The organism is Stenotrophomonas sp. P5_B8, from assembly GCF_054049855.1.
Genome location: NZ_JBFULO010000521.1, coordinates 1 through 2,325, shown reverse-complemented (window position 1 = coordinate 2,325; position 2,325 = coordinate 1). Strand labels below are relative to the sequence as shown.

Here is a 2,325-nt window from a genome sequence, read left to right as displayed (position 1 = left end):
TGGCACGAGTGGGGCGGCCGCGCACAGTCATTCGGCCGGCCTGCACATTCAGCTTCGCGCGCGGATAGGCGGCATCACAGTCGCATCGGTGGGGAAGCACCTTGGCGTTGCTGCCGGCTTTGCGCCGAGCAAGGTGAATAGCGCCCAAGTTCCGGGTGACTGGGAGATCGCTGCGCTGCTGGCCTCTCAGGACGATTTTTTCCGACGCACCCTGGTCGAGCGTCACCGGAATCTACCAATCAGACTGCGAATGGCAAACGTGGACCGAGGATTCTCAGTTCATCAACAGCCACACCCGAAGTCATCCGCTCGGCGCTCGCGCTGAGGTTTCTGTACCTGTTCCCCACCGGCGCCATCAACAGCGGTGAGCGCCTCGCTGCTCAAACGAATCAGTCGCGACAAGAGCCGGGACCGCCGTTTTCCTTGGGTGCGCCATCTCATTTACATCATCAGGGCCTTTCTGCGCCTGGGCTCACTGCCGGATGCAAACGCCGGCCCATATGGCTTATAACCAACGCCGGTCGCCACCATCTTAGCTGGCGCCGTGTCACACCCTACCGGGCAAGCGGTCGAAAAAAGAACGGTACACCGGAGTGCCGGGCTACCGGAGCAGCAAACCGGTCCCCATGGGCAACGCCGCCGTAGATCATTTGAGAACCTGCGCCTACGGTGACGTCCTGGAAATGGGCAGCCGGATGATCGATGCGGGCCACATCCTCGACCCCAACACTGCCCGGCTCTTGCTCGAACTGGCTGACGAATGCGCCGACAACTGGATGCGCAAGGACAGCGGCTTCTGGGAACTGGGCGACGCGCAGCACTACACGATGTCCAAGGTGGAATGCTGGATGGCGCTCCGCCGAGCCTGCGAACTCGCCGAAGCTGGCCACATCACCACTGCCCGTCTGCCGCGCTGGCAGCGCGAGAAGGAACGCATCCTGGACTGGATCGACGAGCACTGCTGGCATGAGGCAAAGCAGAGCTACGTGATGCATGCCGGCAGCGGCCGGCTGGACGCGAGCCTGATGCTGGCTTCGCGCTTCGGCTGGGCGAGGTGCGCCGGGAGCGTTTCACCGCTACTCGGGAGGCCATGCGGCGCGAACTGACGGATGAAAGCGGCGATCTGCTTTGGCGCTACAGCGGCATGCAGGACTGCGAAGGGACGTTCATCAGCTGCGCGTTCTGGATGGTGGAAGCTTACGGCCTGCTGGGCGAGACGGAAGAAGCCAATCGCTTGTTCGGCGCCCTGCTGGCCCGCGTCCAGAATGACCTGGGCCTTATGCCGGAGATGTGGAATCCCCAAGCCAACGGGGGGCTGGGCAACACGCCGCAGGGCCTGAGCCACTTGGCCTTGGTGCATGCTGCTGATGCGGTGGATGGCGAGTAGCGCCGCGCACCCACTTAGGCCGATGTTCCCCGGGGCGTTGAAAGGGCCGGCGCGAGAGTTGGCTCTATCCCAGGTTGCTACCGCTTCGGGTATGCACTGCCCCTGTTCGCACTCACCTAGCACCTATGCAGCCGTTGGTGGCTGGCCTCGCCCCGCCTCCTCTAGGTAAATTGCGAAGGGCCAGTCTCCCAGTTGCTGTGCCAACGAGAGGGCATCCCCTTCCTCCACATCCGCGYCATATCGAATGAGGACGGACGCAACAGATATCTTCGCGTCAATCTTCATCTCTTCTGCCATCACCAGCCAAACCAGAGGCGGCTCATCGCCTTCGTCTTCCGTGAAAGGATAGCTGTTAGGCCCTACACCTCGGCTTAGCAACGCTTCGACCAGCTCGATGTCGCCCTGAACACAGGCGTGATGCAACTGCGGGTAGGCCAAAGCCCTGCCGCGGTCAATGACGGCCTTCGGGAGCTGCTCGACCGCTTGGCACATTTGTCTAAAAGCTTCTCGAAACTCAGGGAGGGTCACATAGAGTTTGCCCCGCCCGTCAGCTATCGCCTTCGGCAGCAGTTCCATGGGTATCTCCTTTCAATCCCGGCTGGCGTGCTCGGACCCGCGCCCAACCATCCTATACCCACCGGCTTCCCAGTCACAGAAGTAGAGGCCAAGTCATCGTCGCTGCCATCTTGGCTGGCCAATGAACCAACATGAGGATTCACTAGGCACCGCGAAGCGCACGGACCACGCCTGGACGCGCTCAGTCCACCAATCCTTTGATGATCTCCAACCCGAACCGTCCGATCGCCGCAGCTGCCAGCTCTTCGTGGCACCTCTGATCCGCGAGCGGTCTGATATGCAGCTAGGCGCAACGCCGGCGAGGCGGTCCGGACCGGTGACCCGCCGCGGAATTCGAAAATTGCATCCTCATCCATCCTGCC

Annotated in this window: 4 protein-coding genes; 2 read left to right on the top strand and 2 right to left on the bottom strand. The window is 62.1% G+C overall.

Annotated elements, in window-relative coordinates; translation table 11 throughout:
- On the bottom strand, window positions 1-226 hold a 226-nt coding region (locus ACXJKH_RS18865), incomplete at its 3' end, for a hypothetical protein (protein ID WP_457321665.1).
- A 400-nt stretch (window positions 227-626) separates the two neighbouring features.
- Here ACXJKH_RS18865 and ACXJKH_RS18860 point away from each other — a divergent pair.
- Both ACXJKH_RS18860 and ACXJKH_RS18855 read left to right on the top strand, forming a co-directional pair.
- Window positions 627-1,106, top strand: a complete 480-nt coding sequence (locus ACXJKH_RS18860) for a glycoside hydrolase family 15 protein (protein WP_457321663.1) — start codon at window positions 627-629, stop codon at window positions 1,104-1,106.
- A complete protein-coding gene (locus ACXJKH_RS18855) occupies window positions 1,091-1,387 on the top strand; it encodes a hypothetical protein (protein WP_457321661.1) in 297 nt (98 codons plus the stop codon). Before ACXJKH_RS18860 ends, ACXJKH_RS18855 begins: the two co-directional genes overlap by 16 nt.
- A gap of 123 nt (window positions 1,388-1,510) precedes the next feature.
- Here the strand turns inward: ACXJKH_RS18855 and ACXJKH_RS18850 are convergent, their stop codons facing one another.
- Entirely contained in the window at window positions 1,511-1,963 is a 453-nt protein-coding gene (locus ACXJKH_RS18850; RefSeq protein ID WP_457321660.1) for a hypothetical protein, read from the bottom strand.
- Between the last annotated feature and the right edge of the window lie 362 nt (window positions 1,964-2,325).

Bases quoted from the DNA above. Each gene is read 5' to 3' on its own strand.
- ACXJKH_RS18860 (WP_457321663.1), top strand. From the start codon at position 627: ATGGGCAACGCCGCCGTAGATCATTTGAGAACCTGCGCCTACGGTGAC.
- ACXJKH_RS18855 (WP_457321661.1), top strand. From the start codon at position 1,091: ATGCGGCGCGAACTGACGGATGAAAGCGGCGATCTGCTTTGGCGCTAC.